Origin of the sequence: Hyphomicrobium sp., from assembly GCF_047600905.1 — a bacterium.
Lineage (GTDB): Bacteria > Pseudomonadota > Alphaproteobacteria > Rhizobiales > Hyphomicrobiaceae > Hyphomicrobium_B.
Genome location: NZ_JASGKD010000001.1, coordinates 3,384,110 through 3,402,528, shown reverse-complemented (window position 1 = coordinate 3,402,528; position 18,419 = coordinate 3,384,110). Strand labels below are relative to the sequence as shown.

Sequence of the window (18,419 nt, the reverse complement as noted above, 5' to 3'; positions counted from 1 at the left end):
CTCAGCGTTCACGCAGCGCTGTGTCCAACGTGAGGTAGATGGGTTTCAAAAGGTATTGGAATATCGTCTTCTCGCCGGTCAGGATGGTTGCCTCTCCTGTCATGCCTGGCGTGACGACATGGTCCTTGTCGGTGCCGACATAAGGCTGGTCGAGTTCGACCTCGACCACGATGTAAGGCATCTGTCCCTGCGCGTCCGTCGTGTTCGTCGCGGCGATGCGAGCGACGCGACCCGGGATCGTGCCGAAGCGTCCGAAATCGAAGGCATCGGATTTTACGATGGCTTTCTGACCGACGTGAATGAAGCCAATATCGCGCGGAGACGCGTGCGCCTGCATCAGCACGCCGCCGTCGGTCGGCACGATCTCGCAGACTGTCCCACCCGCCGGGATGACGGTTCCAACCGGCGTCTCCGATATTTTTTCGACGATGCCGTTCACAGGGGCCCGGACTTCAATGAAGCCCGACCGGCTTTGGAAGGCGGCTTGCGTTGCCTTCAGTTCATCCATTTGCACGATGACACCCGCGCGCTCGTTGCGCGCATCGGCCGCGGATTTTGCAAGAATGGCGGCGCGCTCGGCCTGAAGCCGCTTGATGCGCGCTGCGTGCTGATCGAGCGATGCCGTGAGCTGCGTGTGGGTACGCTCGGACTGGGCGGCCTGCTCTTCGATCTGCGCGAGGCGGTTGAGTGGAATGAAACCCTTTTTCACGCCATAGCGTGTGCGCTCCAGAAGCTCGCGCGTGGCGTTCAAGCTGGACTCAGCGGCGGGAATTTCCGATTGGGCAGCAGAGAGCGCGGTCTTCTCTTCGTCGATCTCGCGTTCCTTCTGCTCAAGCGTCTGGTCGAGTTGGTGCACCTGCTCAGTATGATGCGACAGCGCCTCGGCGACCATCTGCGGATATTCCACCTTGAATTGCTCGAAGTCAGGCGTGCGCCTGCTGGCGAAGGCGTCGAGACGCTCCATCTCGATGGCGAGATAGGCCATGCGAACGCGCGTGCGCTCGATGTCACGAACGAGATCGGACGCCCGGAACTTGGCGATCAGATCGCCCTTCTTGACGTGATCGTCGTTGCGCACAAGCACCGAATCGAGCGCGCCGCCTTCGGGCGTCTGAATGACCTGCACGCGCTGCACGGGTATGAACTCGCCCCGCGCGCGAGCGATTTCTTCGACTTTGACGACAAGGGCCAGAGCGACCAGAATTCCGACCAGGGCGATGACGGCAAGCAGCAGGGCGCGAACGCCGCGCGTGATTCCAACGTAATCGACGTCGCTGCCGATTTGCGTCGCCGGTCGGCGCTCGTGCGCAACCTCCCGGGAAATCGAAATCGCGAAGTTCTTGTTGGGCTGAATCTCCACGCTAACCTCTCATCCGGCTTTCGCTACGGGCCTTGCGGTCGGGCCGGCATGGCGAACGGTGCCGCGCTCGATGATGACGAGTTGGTCGCTGCGGCGGATCTGGTCGGCCGCATATGGCGCCCAAATCACTGTCGTCCGGCCGCGAATGGCATCGAGATAGCGTTCGATCCTCTCGTCGAGCGCCGGGTCGCTATAGACGCCGAGTCCGTCCAGCAGCAGGATGGCGGGCTCATTGAGAGTCGCCGCAACGAAGGCGACCATGTAGCGGAACTTTAGCTCGATCAGGGTTTCGTTGAACGGATTGAGCTTCCGGTCCAGCACCGGCTCGCGCACGCACGCGAACGTTCGTTGTCCGTCCCAATCGGGGCCGAGCGTCTCCCCAAAGGCGCGCAAAGCGTCCTCGTCGCGCAGCGTCGGAACACGAAGGCGGAGGTATTCGCGAACCGTGATCGGCAGTGCGGGGACAAGCTGCGGCACGTAGCCGATCCACGCCCGGTACTCCATCGTATCGAATTGCCGGATGTCGCGTCCGTTGACGAGCACGCGGCCCGACTGTGGCCGCCGCAAGCCGGCCAGGCACTCGAGCAATGCGGTTTTGCCGCCGCCATTCGGGCCGACGACCGCGACGCGCTCCCCGGCACGCGCTGCAAACGATACGCCATTGAGCGCCGCTTCCTGGTCCGCATCGGGCCGGTAGTAAAGGCGCTCGACGGCAACGGCCGCATTGGCGAGCCCGAACGGACTTGCGATTTCGACGCCCGCGCGCTCGGTCGTGGTGGCCATGAGATTATCGAGCTGGAGGACTGAGCTCTTGATCTGACGCAGCCGCACAAGCGAGCTGAACGCCTCCTGCGCCGGGGCAACGATCCGCCAGATCAGCATCATGGATGCGACGAGGCCACCGGCCGCCATCGAGCCATTGAGCACGAGCAGGATGCCGATGCACATGGTTGCAAGCACGGTCAGCGATCCGAGTGCCTGCCCGATCGCCTGCGCCCGGGCAACGGCGATCGAGTATTCGCAATTGCGCTTTGCCGCCTCGCGTGCGTAGTCGGCAAATTTTCCGAGCCACTGGCTGCCCGATCCCGCATGATAGAACGCATCGATGCCGACGAAGGCGGCGGTCGCGTTCTCTTCGAGCCGCGTCGTGGCGAGACCCGCCGCCGTGGCCTTGTTGGAGACATAGTCGGCGGTCGGAAACGCCAACGCCGTATAGACGAGCAGAGACACGATCGGCACGACAACAAGCCATCCGCCCATCAAAGCGATCGCGAGAAGGAAAATCGCGACGAATGGATAGTCGATCAGATGCGCGCCGCCGGTGCCGCTCAAGAACTGCCGCGCGTTCTCGAAGCTCCGCATGCGCGTGATGTTGTTCTGGACACCGTACTTCGTCGAGACGTCGAGCGGGAAACTCAGCATCTTGCGCATCGCAGCTTCGCCGATGCGCGTGCCGGTCCAACTACCCAATCGCGAAATGACGACCTGACGCCCGACCTTGAGCGCCCAGGCCCCGATAACTGCGACCGTCGCGATCGCCGCGATACCCCAGATCGAGTTCGCAGCTCCGGAAGGAATAACGACGCTGTAGACGATCAGCGTATAGAGCGAGACGGTCAACGCCAGAAAATTGATGAACGTGCTCATGGCGAAGATCGCGAACAACTCGTCGCGAATTCGTTCGAAAAGACTGCGGAACCAGTTCGGCCGGGCCTCGTCGACAGGCAGGAAATCGAGCGCCGGATCGACGACCAGGATCGCGTCGCCGGCTGCAGGTGCGAAGGTCTGTTGCGCTCCCTCGGTCAGCCAGCGATCCTTGCCGTTCGGTTGCCCGAGATAAACGGCGGCTTCATTGCCATTCGCCCTCTGCACCAGGCTCCCCGCCCTGAGCCGCGCCGTATCGGAGGAATTACTCTTCGCGACGATCCGGCGCGCATGAAATCCGAGGTCCGACAGCAGTCGCTCAAGATCGACGAGCGACATCGAAACTTCGGGCGGCGGCAGCAGAGCGGCCAAAGTCCGCATCGTTCCGGGCCACCCAAGCGCCACAAGCATCGACGGGAGGAGCGCAGCGATCGGGGAGTTCGCCTGCCGCTCCGGCCCGACGACGGCGTTCAGACGGTTGAGCCAGACCGTCTCACTCCAGCCCGCCGGCATCGGCGGCGTGGCCGATCGCAGCGTGGCGACTGGGATGGCCGCACTAGTCATGGTCAGGGCTCCGCGTAACACGGATTTTTTCGTCTGCGAGCGCGAGCAACGAGGGATTTCCCGAGACCAGGAAGATCGTCGTCTGCCCCTTCAGTCCTTTCAGTATTTCCAGAAGCCTGCGGGTGCCGTCGAGGTCGAGAGCGCCCCCGACTTCATCAAGACACAGGATCGACGGGCGCCGCACCAGCGCGCGTATCAGATCGATGCGAACGGCAATTCCGGGGCTGACGAGTTCCGAAGCGGCCGGGCCGATCGGCGTCATGAACCCTTGGCGTAACCCGTCGACGAACGGCGCTAAGCCCAATTGCTGCGTGAGCCGGATCGCCTCGGCGTCGAATTGCGGACTGAACAAAGTCAGGTTGTCCAGCAGCGAACCGCGGATCAGCTCGGTGTTGGCGGTCGCCATCGCAATCCGGTTCTTGATGCTGAGGCAATTGAAAGCCGCGCAGGGCTCATTATCGAACGTGATCGTCAACCCCAGCGAATTGTCGAGCTGGGCGACCGCTTCCAACAAAGCCGTCGCGGCAACGGCATCGAGCGACTCGACGTGGACGACGCTGCCTTGACGGATCGATCGCGGACTTCCTTCGATTGCGTCACCGGCAATACCGACTGTGCCGCCGTGAAATGTCTTCTCGCCGCTGCCTGCAATCCACAGTGGAGCTTCGGGAAGCGACAGCACCGCCGCGATCTTGCGCTCCTCACCTTTGCGATGCGCCAGACGCGCCAGATACGAAAATGCGCCCATCGCCGGCCCAATCGACCTTCCGGCAAGCAGCGTGCAGGCGGCCAGCCCGCCTGTCGTCAGCTGCCCGGCGACCATCATGAACGCGCCGGCCGTGACGACTCCGATGGTCGAGATCTGGGCAAGCAGGGAGCCGTTCTCGCGGATCAACGCCATGAGATTTTCGACGCGTGCGCTCGCATCCATCGTCTTGGCGACAGAGTCACGATAGCGCCGCGTCATCGTCGTCTCGGCGGCCATCGCCTTCACCTCGACGATGCCCTTGAAGATCCCCCAGACAAGGTTCCGGCGGTCGATCTCGGTGGCCTCCACGTCGCTAACAGCATCATTGATGGCGCGCGCGACGAGCAGCGCAGCGATCAACGCGATGACCGTCAGCGCGAGAGGTATCAGGGCAATCCAGGACGCGATGTAGGCGATGAGACCAATGTAGATCACCACGAACGGCAGCTCATGCAGCGACGCGGCCGCGCTGCCGGACCAGAATTCGCGCACCTGGCCGACCGCACGCAGCGCATCCGAAAGCGCGGGCGTGCCGAGCGCATGCACCGCTTTTCCATTGGCCCTGAGGACGTGGTCGAGCAGACGCGGCGTCATCCGGCTTTCGAAAGCCGCGCCCACATGGGCAAAGAGAACGGCACGGCCATAGCGGAGCAGCGCTTCTAGTATAATCGCAACGGTTACGCCGGCGGCCAGCACGAATGTCGTCGAATAGGCTTCGTTCGGCAGAATGCGATCATAGGTTTGGAGAAGCGCGAGCGGAACGGCAAGCGAAAGGATGTGCGCGCAGACGGAAGCCGTCACTGCCAACATGGTGACGCTGGGTGGTCTGATATCGTCTGCTAGAGGCGTCACAATACGCAACTCCGCCCCAATATTTTCGGGGCTGATCAAAACAAGAATGGCGTACTGGATGCCGTTTAAAATTATCGGTGCAAGAAGCGACGGATTTTAGAAAAGGTCGAAGGATCGCGCGTATCCGAGCGGATTTTAAGATGCAGCTAGCATCAAGGCCCCGCCGGTCGTCTTCCAGCGCAGCCGCGAGCTATGTTAATGATGATGCAAAAGTTCTCATCTTCATCTTCTCCGGCGCGCCATTTCACCAAACAAGATTCGAACACACTTGTTTGCTCGACCTCTGTGTCCCTTTTGAACAAGGGGGCTTATGAGGAGCCATAGCTGAGATGTGCGTCTTTCCGTGACTTGCGGATATCTGGATCTGCATTCACTCAATTTGAAATAATGGATTTGGTCTCAAGATATTCTTCCAGCCCGTGGGTGCCGAATTCGCGGCCATTGCCGGATTCCTTGTATCCGCCGAATGGCGCATCCAGGTCGTAATCGGGATAATTTATGTAAACCGTTCCGGCACGTACCTCGTCGGCAACGCGTTGTGCTCGCTCACGGTCGGCGCTTTGGACAAACGCTGCCAATCCAAAGTTGCTATCGTTGGCTAGGCGGATAGCCTCTCGCTCGTCAGTGTAAGGTATGATTGAAAGAACGGGTCCAAAAATTTCTTCTTTGAAAATCGTCATCGAGCTGGTCACCCCGGAAAATACTGTCGGCCTTACATAATAGCCACGATCAAAATTTTCAGGACGGCCCAATCCACCGGCAACCAGTCGAGCACCTTCATCAATTCCCTTCGAAATGAGGGCCTGAACTTTGTCGAACTGATTTTGACTGATCAATGGACCAAGCTTGGTCGCGGGCGCAGACGGCTCGCCTATAATGTATGCCTCGGCAGTTGCCCGAGCGATTTTTTCGACCTCCTCAATGCGCCCTGCAGGAACCAGCATGCGGGTCGGTGCATCACATGTCTGCCCATTGTTATCGAAGCAAGCCATAACACCAAGCTCTACAGCACTTTTCAGATCCGCGTCCGCGAGAATAATATTCGGAGATTTTCCACCGAGTTCTTGCGTTACACGCTTCACATTATCTGCGGCAAGCTTTGCAACGGCGATACCTGCACGCGTCGACCCTGTGAACGATACCATCTGGATTCGAGGATGCCGCGCAATCGCCTCGCCCACCGGCTGACCATGCCCGTTCACGAGGTTGAACACCCCCGCAGGAATTCCCGCTTCGTGCACGGCCTCCGCAAACATGATCGCGGTAATGGGTGCCAGTTCACTAGGCTTGAGAACCATCGTGCAGCCTGCTGACAGTGCTGGTGCTACCTTGCAGATAATCTGAACAAGAGGCCAATTCCACGGCGTGATCATACCCACGACCCCAATCGGCTCTCTGCGAATTCGTGTGGAAGCGCGAGACTTGTCGAAGGGATAGGTTTTGAGTGTCGCAATCGCGTGCTCGAGATGAGCGAGCGCGGATGAGACCTGAACGTCGCGTGCGTACGTTATCGGGATGCCGACTTCGAGCGTCAGCATTTCAGCAAACTCTTCCGCCCGGCTCCGACAGGCGGCAATAAGCGCTTCGAGAAGCTCGATCCTGTGGTGTTTGCTTGAATTTGCGAAGCCAGTAAAAGCCGATTCCGCTGCCAGCACGGCCTTTTCGACATCATGCTCCGTTCCACTGGCGATCGCCGTAAGCGGCGAACCGGTGGAAGGATTGATCACGTCGATCGATGCGGAGCCAGTTGGCGGTACCCACTGCCCGCCGATATAGAAGCGTTTGCGGTTCTCTGAAATATTCATCCGCTCACTCGCCGCCGGCCGGCAGCAGCACAGCGTTCTCAGGTTCCCAGCTTAATCCCACAACGTCGGGAAGGTCGGACGTATTCCGTCCGGCGTTTTGAAGGGCAACGGAGACCGGTTTAGTCAGTCCTTCGACGTTTACAAGGATCTGACTCCTCTCGCCCATGTAGGAGCGAGCGGCGATTTTTCCCCGCATGCCGTCGCTATCGTCCACTGCGCCGAGCCGTATCTTCTCTGGTCGGATTGCGACCACCACAGGCCCCCCCTGCTTCATCTCTCCACGTCCCTGCACATATGGAACAATGAGTCTTCCGGCAGGGCCTGCGTCGACCAACGCGCTGCCGTTATCGACCCCCCGCAGCACGCCATCAAAGAAGTTCATCGTACCGATGAAGGCCGCGACGGTACGGCTATTGGGAGATTCGTAGATATCGGACGGCGTATCGACCTGGAGAACTTTTCCGGCAGACATCACCGCCACCCGATCGGAGAGGGCAAGCGCCTCATCTTGATCGTGCGTGACGAAGATAAATGTAATTGCGACACGACGTTGGAGTTCTCGAAGCTCGAACTGCATTTCCTCGCGCAATTGCTTGTCGAGGGCGGAGAGCGGTTCGTCCAGAAGCAGCACTTTTGGCTGCCGCGCCAACGCTCGCGCCAGGGCTACGCGTTGGCGCTGGCCTCCGGAAAGCTCGCTAGGACGGGCTTTCGCTTTGGCCGTCAGCCGCACCATGGCGAGCGAGCGCTCGACAATCTTGCGCTTTTCTTCCTTCGACGCCGTTAAGGTGCGAAGGCCATACCCAATGTTCTCTTCGATATTGAGATGCGGAAACAGCGCGTAGCTTTGAAAGACTGTGTTGATCGGCCTGCGGTTCGGCGGCTTTGCCGTAATGTTGTCCTGCTCCAACAAGAACTCGGCCAGAGCTTGGAAGCTCGAAACCGCCGAGGATTCGCAGAAGCGTCGTCTTCCCGCAACCAGAAGGCCCAAGCAAAGAGAAAAACTCTCCCGGCTTGATGTCGAGCGATACATCGTCGACAGCGACGAAGTCCCCAAAGTGCTTTGACACGTGATCAATCGAGATACACATCGGCCTCACCGTTTCTCCGAATGTTTCGGTTGCCCAGCCGACGGAACCATTCAGCCACGCCGACGAGAACAAACGAGAAGACTAAGATGCAGGTGCTCAACGCCAAGACGCTCGGCAGTCGGCCCGGAAACCGGAGCTGAGACCAGATGAAGAGTGGCAGCGTCGTTTCGTTGCCTGCGAGGAAAAACGCCAGCATGAATTCATCGAGCGAGACGGTGAACGTTAGCAGGAGGCTCGCGATAATCGCCGGGGCCGACATCGGCGCGACAACTCTCACGAACGTCATGAACAATCCTTCGCCAAGATCGCGTGAAGCCTCCTCCAAACTCGGATCGACTGCTTCGAAACGCGGCAGCATGACCAGCATCGCGAAGGGGATGCAGAAAAGAACGTGCGCAGCCCTGATGGCGTTCAACGATAGAGGGAGACCCACGGAGCTTAAAAGAATAAGCAGCGCAATGCCGATCACGACCGCCGGCACGATTAATGGCAATCCGAGCAAGCCAGCAATGACGCCCTTTCCGGGGAGCCGCTTTCTCGCAATTGCCTTCGCCGCCAGGCCACCGAGGATTGTGCTGATGATGGAAACGGACGTCGCGACTTTTAAACTATTCCATAAGGCATCGACCAACTGCCGGGATTCGGTCATTTGCGCGAACCACTGCGTCGTGAATCCTTTCAGAGGAAATGCCGGTGTGACACTCGCGTTGAAAGCAAATATAGCGAGGAACAAAATAGGCGCGTAGAGGATCAGCAAATAGAGAACGACATAGCTTTCCCAGATGTACCGAAAAAATTTCATCGGGAAACACCTTTCGAGGAACGAGTGCTCCAAAGAAAGGCGCAAACGATTGCCGTGACGACCGCTATAGAAATGATCGACATCGCCGCGCCCAGCGGCCAGTTGTTCGACCTTCCGAACATGGATTGAATAACATTCCCGATCATCATGCCGGATGGACCGCCGACGAGCTGCGGGGTGATATAATCGCCAACAGTTGGGACGAAGACGATGAGGCTCGCAGCGACCACACCGGGCATCGAAAGTGGCAGCACAACGCGATAGAACGTCGCCCACCAATCATCCCCGAGATCACGGGATGCCTCGATCAGTGATCGGTCAATGCGTTCGAGGCTGATGTAAATGGGCAGAAGGGCGAATGCGGCCCACGCGTGTGCAAGCGTGATCACCACGGCAAGAGGATTGTACAGAAGAATGCTCAGTGGCTTTTCAATGAGGCCGAGCCATATCAAGCCGGAATTGATGACGCCATTGTATCCGAGGATGACTTTCCACGCGAACAGACGGACGAGGTAACTGGTCCAGAACGGCGCAGTAATGAGAAGAAGCAACAACGCTTTTCGCTTGGTCACACGAAATGCGATGAACGCCGCGACAGGATAGGTCGTGACGATAACCAAAGCGGTAGCCGCGAAGGAGATTGTCACTGAGCGAGCCAATATTTCGAGATAGACCGGATTCGTGAGGAAGGTCGTGTAGTTTGCGATTGTCGGCGTCTTGTCCAGAGACAGATCGTTTTGCGTCCAAAAACTGTACACGACTAAAAGGGCGGCTGGCGCGAGGAGTCCCACGGCAGCTACAAGCAATGCCGGTATAGCGAGCAGACATCCGCGCGCTGGCTCGCTCTCCTTGAGTATTGCGACCGCCGATCGAGGGCCTAGAGGGAACAGCTTCATTGGCGAAGCTCGCTCTGGACCCGTATATCCTTTGAATGAGCTTTGAGAGGCTTGCGGCCTAAGATGTGATCGGAGGCTTTTTCCGCGATCATCAAGGTGGACGCGGTAAGATTGCCGCTGATGATCGAAGGCATTATCGACGCATCTACTACGCGAAGCCCGGACACGCCTTTTACCCGACATTCCGGATCCACGACCGCGTCAGCGTCTGTTCCCATTCGGCACGTGCACGAAGGATGATAAGCGCTCTCAGCAGTGTTCGCGACGTATTGATCGATTTCGGAATTTGTCCGCACCGACCTTCCGGGGAGAATCTCTCCCGCGTCGAAGTGCGAAAATGCTTCCTGCCCGAAAATCTCCCGTGTTACCCGAACGGCATCGCGAAAGAACTGGCGGTCTGCTTCTTCGGCGAGATAGTTTGGCTCGATGAGCGGGTGCGCCGAGGGGTCGCGTGAAGTCAGCTTTAGCCAGCCCCTGCTCCGTGGACGCATAATATCGGCATCGACCTGATAGCTGCTAGGCAGCTTTTTCCCCTTGTCCTCGTAGCCAATTGCGATCGGCAGGAAATGGAACTGGAGATCGGGATGCGCTATGGCTGACTTCGATCGAATGAAGGCGCCTGCCTCGAACTGATTGGATGCTCCAAGACCTTTCCGGGTGAAAAGCCACTGCGCACCAATTCGAGCCTTGCCCAGAAGCGACAGAGATTTTGCGATCGAATCTTCGGTACGGCAGGCGTGCTGGATATAGATGCAAAGATGATCTTGAAGATTGGCGCCCACAGCAGGACGTTCGGTAACGACTTCAACGCCAAGTCCACGAAGGTGATCCGGATCACCAATACCGGACAATTGCAGGAGTTGCGGCGAGTTGATCGCGCCGGCCGCGAGGATGACCTCTCGCGTGGCATTATACGTTTGGGAACGACCGCCGGCTGTGACTTCGACGCCGGTAGCATGTTTCCCAGCGAAAACCACTCTCGATGCCAGCGCGTTTGCAACAATCGCGATGTTAGGGCGATTCGAAATCGGATCGAGATATGCCTTCTGAGCACTCCATCTCTCGCCGTCATGAACGTTCATGTCAAAACGACCGAAGCCTTCTTGACGCTCTCCATTTAAGTCATCACTTTCCGGGTAACCCGCTTCCCGTCCCGCCGAGATCCACGCTTTAAAAAGTCGATTCTCTGCATCCGCTCGCCGCACTTTAAATGGCCCGTCTCGGCCCCGAAAACGATCGTCGGCCGGAGATGTATAGCTCTCAAGCTTTCTGAAGTAAGGAAGAACGTCTGCCCAACCCCAATTCGTTGCCCCTTGCCCGACCCATCGTTCGAAATCCATGGCATGCCCCCGCACGAAGACCATGCCGTTGATCGACGTCGATCCTCCAAGTCCTTTTCCGCGCGGCCAATGAATTGCCCTGCCGTTGAGATGCTTCTGGGGAAGTGTCGTGTAACCCCAATTCAGCTTTGGATTTTGCATCGGATACGCGAGAGCGGCAGGCATGCGCGTCTGCCAACCACGCGTGCTACCTCCTGCCTCAAGCAGGAGGACGCGCACGTCGGGCTCTTCGCTCAACCGAGCCGCCAGCACGCAGCCGGCGGCTCCTGCTCCCACGATGATGTAGTCGAATTCCCGCATAGCCTGTTAGCGCCTACAGACCCTGCTTTACGTCTTCGAACATCTTTTGGACCTTCGCGTAGTTCTTCATCGGCCGTTGAATGACGCTCGTCTTTAGAAACTCGGAAGGATCTTCGGGCAGGCCAAGCTTGGCGAGCGTGGCGCTGTCGACAGCCTTAAAGCCTGCCGCTGTCGAACTCGCATAACCAAACTGTGTCATGCTGTATGCCCTGGCCCGCGGTTCGAGATACGCATTAATGATTTCATGCGCGAGATCGCGATACGGCGTGCCTTTAACGATCGACAGTCCGCCCACCCAAGCCATCACACCTTGCTTCGGCCGCATATAGTGCACGGGAACATTGGCGCCCTTGAGAGCGACATAACAATCGTTCCAGGTGTTGGCGGCAACAATTTCGCCGGATGTCATTGACTGCTGAGTGCTCGTAGGATCGTTAGAGTAGACACGAAGCAGAGGTCGCTGAACCGTGAGCGTCTCGCGGACCTTCGCGATTTCGGCGTCATCCATTTCGTAAGCGTTCACGCCGGCCTTCAGCGCAGCCGCGCCGACCGCATCTGCCATGCTATCGAGAACCGAGAGCCGGCCTTTGTATTTCTCGTCCCAGAGGATGTCCCACGAATCCTTCCCCTCGTACTCCGGCGCGAGATCCGTTCGGACGAGGACCGAACTCATGCCCCAATCGACAGGCACCCAAACGACATTGCCGTCGGCCTTCACACCGTCGATCTCCCGCAGAGGTTCGAAGATATCGGACCAATGAGAGATTTTGGAAATATCGATGGGCTCCAGTAGGCCCGCTTCGAACCAGCGCTTACAGGAATAGGATTGGGGGTAGACGACGTCGGGTTTAAATCCGTTGCGAACCTTGAGAAGAGCTTCTTCCTGATCCCCAAAGATCGCAAACTTGGGAGGCGCACCATGCTTCGCGATGTAGGTCGGGAAAAATTCTGGAACGTCCATCGTTGCCCACGTGAAGAACGTAGGCTCGTCAGCCGCGAAAGCTTTCGTCGAGCCGAGAGATGTCGCGGAAAGAACGACCCCAAGACTGCCGAGCAAACCCAACGCCTGTCGTCGTGACAAATCGCCGGTTCGCACCAAATCGATCAATTTCTCTTCCGATACTCCCATGCCCATTCTCCTCTGGATACAACAAGCGTGTCTTTATTGAAGGAACGACGATCGTCGCGCTGACGGCGAAAGCACGGGCTCAACGCATAACAAAAGGGTCCTCAATCGGATCGTCGGAGGTTCGGATCCACACGGACTTCGTCCGCGAATAATCCTGAAGGGCTTCGAGCCCGCCTTCGCGGCCGAAGCCCGAAAGACCAAAGCCTCCGAACGGCACAAGGGGAGAAATCGCGCGATATGTGTTGACCCAGACGATGCCGGCCCGCAGCTTGGCGATGATCCGATGAGCACGCGTGACGTTCGAGGTGAACACGCCGGACGCCAGTCCAAATCTGCTGTCATTGGCAAGGCGCAGCGCATCGTCTTCGCGATCGAACGGGACGATGCTTAGAACTGGGCCGAACAACTCGTCTTTGATGCAAGGGACTACGTTTTCGTCGGCGCATACAATCGTCGGCTCGAAATACCAGCCTTTCTCGTGGCCCGGCGGAATACGTCCACCCGTGACGATTTTCGCGCCTTGCTCGACACTGTCGGCCAACGTCTTCTGTATGAAATCGCGTTGACGTGAGGACGCCAAAGGCCCCATCTCAGTAGCAAGTTCGAGCGGATCGCCGATTTTGATTTTGCGCGCGCGCTCGGCGAGTATTTCGACCAACTTATCGTGCACCGGTCGCTCGACATACAATCGCGAGCCCGCCACGCAGCTTTGGCCCGAGGCAGCGAAAATTCCAGCGACGATGGCGTTCGAGACGCTTTCGATATTCGCGTCTGCAAAGACGAGCACGGGTGATTTGCCACCCAACTCGAGGGTAACGTGCGAGAGATTTTCAGCGGTGTTTCGAACGATATGACGCGCTGTTGCCGGACCGCCTGTGAATGACACGCGTGCAATGCGCGGATCGCTTGTGAGTGCCCGACCGGCCGTTTCACCATAGCCGGTGATGATGTTGACGACCCCTTTTGGGATTCCCGCTTTTTCAACGAGGCGAGCGAACTGGAGCAATGTCGCCGGCCCATCATCGGAGGCCTTAAGGACAATCGTGCAGCCGGCTGCGAGCGCAGGCCCGATCTTCATCGCAGACAGGAAGAGTTGTGAATTCCACGGAACAATGGCGGCAACCACGCCAATTGGTTCACGACGAAGGAAGACCTCCATATCCTGCTTATCGATCGGGACGTGCGCGCCCTGAAACTTGTCAGCGAGGCCGCCGAAATACCGGTAGTATTCCGCCACGTAACCAATTTGTGCGCGCGTCTCGCGAATGATCTTTCCAGTGTCGCGAGACTCAATTTCGGCCAGTTCCTGGGCGTGCTCCGCCACCAGATCGCCGAGGCGAATAAGCAATTTGCCCCGTTGGGTCGCTGTCAGACCGCGCCACTCGGGCGCTTCGAAAGCTCGAACAGCCCCTCCGATAGCGCGATCGACATCTTCCACGCTGGCTGCTGGGATGACGGCCCACGGCACCCCGTTAGACGGGTTTATGCTTTCGTAGGTTTCCTTGGTATCGACGAATGCCCCGTCAATGTAATTCTGGAATCGAACGAGATCCATTTTGACACCTAAGCGAATGCGGGAAGGACGTGCTCGATGAACAGCTCGAGCGATTTCCGCTTTTTCTGATGAGAAAGGCCGCTATCGATCCAAAGCGAATACTGGTCGTAGCCTAGAGCCTCGTAAGCCTTCAGGCGGCGGATAACTTCGGTCGGCTCTCCGATAACGAGATTGCGGGCAATCACGTCTGGAGCGAACTGCGGCATCGCTTCTCGGTCTGCGGTCGATAGCGGCTCCAGGAACCCCTGCGATACGTTCCGTTTGTTTTGGAACCAACTGCCGAATTCGCAATAGAAGCGGCTCAGTGCCTCTGCGTATTCTTGGGTTTCGCTAGGTCCATCGGACACGAACGTATGCTGAAGCAGCATGATTTTCGGTTTAGGAACTTGCGGATGCGCGGCACACGCCGCGCGGAACCTCTCCATGAGCGTTGAGACTTCCTGGTCGCCGGAGGCTAACGGCGTGACCTGGACATTGCAGCCATTTGCGACCGCAAAGTCATGGCTATTGGGATCTCTTGCAGCGATCCAGATCGGCAGGTTTTTTTGGACCGGCTTGGGGCTTGAGGTTGTCTTCGGAAATGACCAGAACTCACCGTTGTGCGCGTAATCACCTTCCCAGAGTCGTTTGACTGCCGGCACGATTTCTCGCATGCGCTGTCCTGCGCCCCACGCGTCGAGACCGGGCGAAAGTCTCTCGTACTCGAATACGTAGGCTCCCCTTGCGATGCCTAAGTCCAGTCGGCCGGCTGTGGCGATGTCGGTGAGTGCTGCTTCTCCGGCCAGCTTTATGGGATGCCAGAACGGCGCAACGACATTGCCCGTTCCCAACCGGATTTTTGAGGTTTTCGCCCCGAGATACGCCAATTGGACGAATGGATTTGGAGCAATGGTGAATTCCATCCCGTGATGCTCGCCGATCCATGCCGTCTCAAAGCCAGCTCGCTCCGAAAGAAGGACCAGTTCCTCTAAATCCGAAAACAGTTGGCTGTGGGAGACGTCCGGACTGGACCGTTCCATGTGCACGAACAGTGAGAATTTCATTGTTCTCAACCTTCCTGCGGCGAAGCTGTCAACGATCGGACAATACCTTGGTGAGCGGTGCCGACGTAAATTCCGAATTGATCTTCCCGCCGCTCCTTGACGTAGCGGTCGAGCATCGACGCGATCGCTTGATCAGCAATTTTAAGGGAGGGAATATCTTCCAAGCGCACAAGCTGGATACGCTCGTCGCTTGCCGTCGCGGCCAGAAGCCTGCCTCGATAAAATATTGATGTGCTCTGCGAGGCAGCGTCGTCGATCACCGCATAGAGAAAATTGATTTCGGCATCGACACCAAGTTTCGCCAGGAGATCGGCGAGTCCAGCCTGGCTGCGCTCGGCCGAAGGTGACTTCGTCGAGGGAAGAGTAATGTGCTTGTTTTGATCAGCGACAAAAAGAACCCGCTCGTCGCTCTCCAAAATGACCCCGACACTGACGCGCGTCTGGCTGCCCTTGCCGTCGCTGGTGATAGGGAGGGCAAACTTGATGTGCGCGCCCCTGCAATACCCCAGCGGATTGAAAGGTGCTTTGCCGAAGCCCTCCACTTCGCCAATGAGAATGAAGTGATCGCCGGCATCTATGACTGTGTGTTGCCTGCAATCGAACCAGGCGGTGACGCCGTCCAGGACGGGATTGCCGCTCGGCCCCTTTTGCCATGCCACCTTGGCAAATCGATCTGTATCTCGGGTCGCGAATATCGTCGACACGTCCGATTGATTTTCCGAGAGCACATTGACCGAGAACCCTTTGGCTTCACGAAAGCTCCTGGCGCTTGCGGAATTCTTGTTGATGCAGACCGACACCAACGGAGGTGACAGCGACACCGATGTGAAGCTGTTTGCAGTGAACCCTCGCGCCTCCCCGTCGCAGCCGATTGTTGCGACAACGGTAACGCCGGTAAGGTAATTCCCCAGCGCTTTCCGATAACTTCCGGGATCGGTAGACTTCAGGTCGTCGGTGATGCCCTCGGAGGAGGTGAGAAACGCAGCAATTCGTTCGTTCACAATCTCCGGAGCCGTAAGCCCCATCATGTGGCGCTCATGTTGAATAACGTCGAAGCGCCCTTTCGGTGCAAGGCTTGCCATGACCCGCGACATGGAGGGCAGCGAATTGGGATCGAGTTCTCCCGTCAAAAATAGAGCCGGGACACTCAAGTGGGGCAAACGCTTGCTGTGCGCGTCGTCTGATGATGCAAAGATAAGATACGTGTCGCGGTAGCCGCCGATGTTTACTCGCGCGAGAAGCTGACGAACAATCGTCTCCGCCTTTTTCCATTGCTCGGGTACGGGCGAGCCAAACCATCGCTCGATGGTTTGGTCCGAAGGGACCGAATCCGTAGCACTTTCCAAAGCCGCCAATCTTACCGAGACCGAGTTTTTTTGCTCTTCGTTTCGTTGGAATACTGCATTTAACGCGGTCACACTTAGAACGCAACTCGCATCGGAGAGTGCAAACTCAAGCGCAACCAACGCGCCCATCGAGTGTCCGATGATGTGGGCTTTTTCGATCCCGCACGTATCGAGCACCGACCGAACTTGCCCGGCGTAATCGCTGAGTTCTGCGCCGGCCGGCGGCAAACTGGAACCACCGTGACCGAGCATATCAAGCGCGATGACGTCATGGCTCCCGGCGAACGCCGATATCTGCGGCGCCCATACGGTCGCATCCATACCGACGCCATGAATAAAGACGATTGCGGTTCCCCGACCGACGCGGTTGAACCGCGTTGAAACCCGTTTCCCATGCTTATCCGCGTGTACGGCGTATGCGGGTTCAGACATCGGTGCCACCCAGCTCCTTCAAATCTTGGTAGCGATCTCCGATGCGATGATGGGGTCTTCCGCCAATGGACGCGCCCAATGCCACGACGATTTCGTCCGGCGCCGGCGCATCCAGAATCGAGAATTGGATCGTGAGATAGTGTGAACGCATACCCTCATCGGCCTTGTGCATCAGCGGAATTGAGATGGGGCAATTCGGACCTCCGCGCGTGTTAGTGAAGGCAAGATAGCTCTTGGCTCCAACCGCTTTGCGGTAATGATTTCCGAAGCGAAGCGTGTGAATGAGAGCGGAGGCGTGTTCGATTTCGCCCGATGTACCAACGACGGCAGCCTTTCCGTATCCCTCGACCGCTTCTCCGCCACCGGCAATGGCGAGCACATGCCGTGTGAGCAGCTCTCCCAAGGGCGACGCCAGCGCCATGATTTCGGGCTTTAGGTTTTCGACGAAGCCTTTGCCGCTCCACGGATTAGCCATAACCGCCGCGACGGCAATGAGCTTCAACGGCTTTTCGGCTTCGCGCCCCCCTTCAATCAGGGTCTCCTCGACGTACGAAACGATCTTTCTAGGTTTTATCGACATTACCCACCTAAAGCTCTTCTAGGCATCTTATGGTATACCATCTTACGGACTGTCAAATACATTTTGCGATACCGGCTTGCCGCGCGGCCCGAACATGGAGACAAAAGAGGTGCAGGAGGAAATCATGAAGGCAGAAGAACTTCGGATCGATCGCAGCGCGAAGACTTTGAAGAATCTCGCGCTTGATAAGCTGCGAGATGCCATCCTAGATCTTCGCTTTCGCCCCGGAGAACGATTAGTCGAAAGAACCTTGTGCGAGCGATTGGGCGTGAGCCGATCTGTCGTCCGCGAGGTTCTTCGGCACCTGGAGGCCGAGGGGCTTGTGGAGCAAATCCCCTCGCAAGGCCCAGCTGTCACGCGGCCCAATGCGGCAAAGGCCGCCGAGATTTACGAAATTCGCGGCCTACTTGAAGCCGAAGCCGCAGCGGCCTGCGCCGAAAAAGGGACGAAAACCGAATTTGCAGAACTGAAGGGTGCGATTGATCGAATCGAAAGCGCCTTTTCTCGGAAAAATCCTAAAGACGTTCTTCGGATGACAACGTCCTTTTATCAGGCGCTATTTGAGATCGCCGAGAAGCCGGTCGCTTGGAGTGTCGTGCAATCGCTTAACGCTCAAATCAATCATCTTCGCGCAATGACAATCGCCACGCCGGAGCGCGCACAACACGCCATCGCTGAAATGCGTGCGTTACACAAAGCGATTTGCCAGCGCGACCAGAAAGCTGCAGCAGCGGCAAGCCTTGAGCACATTCGGCGCGTCGCCGAACTCGCGCGGCTAGCCATCGAGAAATCGGAATTCTGACAGCGATCAAACGGGCATTTTCAATGCGAAATCTCAGGAGTAGCCCACAAATTACAGCGCTACTTCAATAACATAGGTGTTCGAACTTTCATCCTGTCCGGTGCGCCACTGCAAAGAACCCAATAATTCAGCC

14 protein-coding genes and 1 pseudogene are annotated in these 18,419 nt (G+C 57.8%); 1 reads left to right on the top strand and 14 read right to left on the bottom strand.

Features of this window, described 5'->3' with window-relative positions:
• Nucleotide 1: 1 nt before the first annotated feature.
• The 14 genes and pseudogenes from QM780_RS16350 to QM780_RS16285 form a co-directional block, all read right to left on the bottom strand.
• Nucleotides 2-1,360: an HlyD family type I secretion periplasmic adaptor subunit gene (locus tag QM780_RS16350; protein ID WP_415071496.1), complete on the bottom strand. Its 1,359-nt coding sequence runs from the start codon at nucleotides 1,358-1,360 to the stop codon at nucleotides 2-4.
• 9 nt (nucleotides 1,361-1,369) lie between these two features.
• A complete protein-coding gene (locus tag QM780_RS16345; protein WP_415071495.1) occupies nucleotides 1,370-3,568 on the bottom strand; it encodes an ATP-binding cassette domain-containing protein in 2,199 nt (732 codons plus the stop codon).
• Nucleotides 3,561-5,168 carry an ABC transporter transmembrane domain-containing protein gene (locus tag QM780_RS16340; RefSeq protein WP_415071494.1) on the bottom strand — a complete coding sequence of 536 codons (1,608 nt, stop codon included), beginning with the start codon at nucleotides 5,166-5,168 and terminating at the stop codon, nucleotides 3,561-3,563. The genes QM780_RS16345 and QM780_RS16340 overlap by 8 nt, the downstream gene beginning before the upstream one ends.
• 374 nt (nucleotides 5,169-5,542) lie before the next feature.
• Nucleotides 5,543-6,973, bottom strand: a complete 1,431-nt coding sequence (locus QM780_RS16335) for an aldehyde dehydrogenase family protein (protein ID WP_415071493.1) — start codon at nucleotides 6,971-6,973, stop codon at nucleotides 5,543-5,545.
• Nucleotides 6,974-6,977: 4 nt separating this feature from the next.
• Nucleotides 6,978-7,169 carry a TOBE domain-containing protein gene (locus tag QM780_RS16330; protein WP_415072068.1) on the bottom strand — a complete coding sequence of 64 codons (192 nt, stop codon included), beginning with the start codon at nucleotides 7,167-7,169 and terminating at the stop codon, nucleotides 6,978-6,980.
• A 471-nt stretch (nucleotides 7,170-7,640) separates the two neighbouring features.
• Nucleotides 7,641-8,061: pseudogene (locus QM780_RS16325) on the bottom strand (ABC transporter ATP-binding protein); the annotation flags it as partial.
• On the bottom strand, nucleotides 8,045-8,863 hold the full coding sequence (locus QM780_RS16320; protein WP_415071492.1) for an ABC transporter permease: 819 nt from the start codon (nucleotides 8,861-8,863) through the stop codon (nucleotides 8,045-8,047). The pseudogene QM780_RS16325 and the gene QM780_RS16320, both read right to left, overlap by 17 nt.
• Nucleotides 8,860-9,621, bottom strand: coding sequence for an ABC transporter permease (locus tag QM780_RS16315; protein ID WP_415071491.1), 762 nt, complete (start codon nucleotides 9,619-9,621; stop codon nucleotides 8,860-8,862). Before QM780_RS16315 ends, QM780_RS16320 begins: the two co-directional genes overlap by 4 nt.
• Nucleotides 9,622-9,755: 134 nt before the next feature.
• Nucleotides 9,756-11,399, bottom strand: a complete 1,644-nt coding sequence (locus QM780_RS16310) for a choline dehydrogenase (RefSeq protein ID WP_415071490.1) — start codon at nucleotides 11,397-11,399, stop codon at nucleotides 9,756-9,758.
• Nucleotides 11,400-11,412: 13 nt separating this feature from the next.
• Nucleotides 11,413-12,528: an ABC transporter substrate-binding protein gene (locus tag QM780_RS16305; protein WP_415071489.1), complete on the bottom strand. Its 1,116-nt coding sequence runs from the start codon at nucleotides 12,526-12,528 to the stop codon at nucleotides 11,413-11,415.
• Nucleotides 12,529-12,607: 79 nt separating this feature from the next.
• A complete protein-coding gene (locus QM780_RS16300) occupies nucleotides 12,608-14,083 on the bottom strand; it encodes an aldehyde dehydrogenase (protein ID WP_415071488.1) in 1,476 nt (491 codons plus the stop codon).
• Nucleotides 14,084-14,091: 8 nt separating this feature from the next.
• Nucleotides 14,092-15,126 (bottom strand): LLM class flavin-dependent oxidoreductase, encoded by a 1,035-nt coding sequence (locus tag QM780_RS16295; protein ID WP_415071487.1) that lies wholly within the window; start codon nucleotides 15,124-15,126, stop codon nucleotides 14,092-14,094.
• A 5-nt stretch (nucleotides 15,127-15,131) separates the two neighbouring features.
• On the bottom strand, nucleotides 15,132-16,904 hold the full coding sequence (locus QM780_RS16290; protein WP_415072067.1) for an alpha/beta fold hydrolase: 1,773 nt from the start codon (nucleotides 16,902-16,904) through the stop codon (nucleotides 15,132-15,134).
• Complete coding sequence (locus QM780_RS16285) at nucleotides 16,897-17,484, bottom strand: amino acid synthesis family protein (RefSeq protein ID WP_415071486.1); 588 nt, start codon at nucleotides 17,482-17,484, stop codon at nucleotides 16,897-16,899. Before QM780_RS16285 ends, QM780_RS16290 begins: the two co-directional genes overlap by 8 nt.
• Nucleotides 17,485-17,608: 124 nt before the next feature.
• Between QM780_RS16285 and QM780_RS16280 the strand changes: the two genes are divergently transcribed.
• Nucleotides 17,609-18,286 carry a GntR family transcriptional regulator gene (locus QM780_RS16280; RefSeq protein ID WP_415071485.1) on the top strand — a complete coding sequence of 226 codons (678 nt, stop codon included), beginning with the start codon at nucleotides 17,609-17,611 and terminating at the stop codon, nucleotides 18,284-18,286.
• Nucleotides 18,287-18,419: the final 133 nt, after the last annotated feature.

Excerpts from the sequence above, each read along its gene's own strand:
- QM780_RS16345 (WP_415071495.1), bottom strand. The coding sequence starts at position 3,568 with ATGACTAGTGCGGCCATCCCAGTCGCCACGCTGCGATCGGCCACGCCG.
- QM780_RS16335 (WP_415071493.1), bottom strand. The coding sequence starts at position 6,973 with ATGAATATTTCAGAGAACCGCAAACGCTTCTATATCGGCGGGCAGTGG.
- QM780_RS16330 (WP_415072068.1), bottom strand. The coding sequence starts at position 7,169 with ATGCGGGGAAAAATCGCCGCTCGCTCCTACATGGGCGAGAGGAGTCAG.
- QM780_RS16320 (WP_415071492.1), bottom strand. The coding sequence starts at position 8,863 with ATGAAATTTTTTCGGTACATCTGGGAAAGCTATGTCGTTCTCTATTTG.
- QM780_RS16310 (WP_415071490.1), bottom strand. The coding sequence starts at position 11,399 with ATGCGGGAATTCGACTACATCATCGTGGGAGCAGGAGCCGCCGGCTGC.
- QM780_RS16305 (WP_415071489.1), bottom strand. The coding sequence starts at position 12,528 with ATGGGAGTATCGGAAGAGAAATTGATCGATTTGGTGCGAACCGGCGAT.
- QM780_RS16300 (WP_415071488.1), bottom strand. The coding sequence starts at position 14,083 with ATGGATCTCGTTCGATTCCAGAATTACATTGACGGGGCATTCGTCGAT.
- QM780_RS16295 (WP_415071487.1), bottom strand. The coding sequence starts at position 15,126 with ATGAAATTCTCACTGTTCGTGCACATGGAACGGTCCAGTCCGGACGTC.
- QM780_RS16290 (WP_415072067.1), bottom strand. The coding sequence starts at position 16,904 with ATGTCTGAACCCGCATACGCCGTACACGCGGATAAGCATGGGAAACGG.
- QM780_RS16285 (WP_415071486.1), bottom strand. The coding sequence starts at position 17,484 with ATGTCGATAAAACCTAGAAAGATCGTTTCGTACGTCGAGGAGACCCTG.
- QM780_RS16280 (WP_415071485.1), top strand. The coding sequence starts at position 17,609 with ATGAAGGCAGAAGAACTTCGGATCGATCGCAGCGCGAAGACTTTGAAG.